General features: G+C 61.4%; 1 protein-coding gene. It reads left to right on the top strand.

The window, feature by feature from the left end:
• Positions 1-195: 195 nt before the first annotated feature.
• Positions 196-637: ISAs1 family transposase (locus H8A95_RS43395; RefSeq protein ID WP_229188501.1), on the top strand; the 442-nt coding region annotated here is incomplete at its 3' end.

The raw sequence follows: 637 nt of genomic DNA, 5'->3' as shown, positions 1-637 counted from the left end.
CCGCCCACAATGGGCGCCGGAGCTTTGATGCGATGTGAGGCGAGCAAGCCTCTCAATCAATGCGATGTGAGGTGAGCACGCCTCTCAGGCTCCCTCCCCCCTTGCGGGCAGGGGAATCGCATATGAGTAAAACGCGGCTTGCGGATCGCCGTTTGAGAGATTCTGTTGTGGCTTTCTCTTTGTGGAGAAGGCCCGATGCAGTCTTACATCTCGATATTGCGAGAAGTGCACGATCCTCGCGACATCAATGCCCGTCACCCGATCGGAACTATACTTTTTCTGACTTTGGCGGCGACGCTGTGCGGAGCCAAGAGCAGCGCCGAAGTGGCCGACTTCGTGGAAGCTCGTGTGGAAGAGCTTTCCGCGATCGTCGATCTGCCGCATGGGGCACCGAGCCACGATACTTTCAGTCGCCTGCTCCGCCTGCTCGATCCGGACGAACTGGCGAAGGCGTTTACGGCCTTTATGACGGCGCTGCGGGCGGAGCTCGGGTTAGGGCCGGCACCGGGGGTTGTGGCAATCGACGGCAAAAGCCTACGGCGCGGCTACGAGAAGGGGCGGGCCTACCTGCCGCCATTGATGGTGAGCATCTGGGACACCCAGACACGAGTGGCCATGGCCCAAGCGCGTGCGCCCG

It is taken from the genome of Bradyrhizobium oropedii, assembly GCF_020889685.1.
Classification (GTDB): Bacteria; Pseudomonadota; Alphaproteobacteria; order Rhizobiales; family Xanthobacteraceae; genus Bradyrhizobium; species Bradyrhizobium oropedii.
This window is presented reverse-complemented; position numbering and strand designations above follow the sequence as displayed.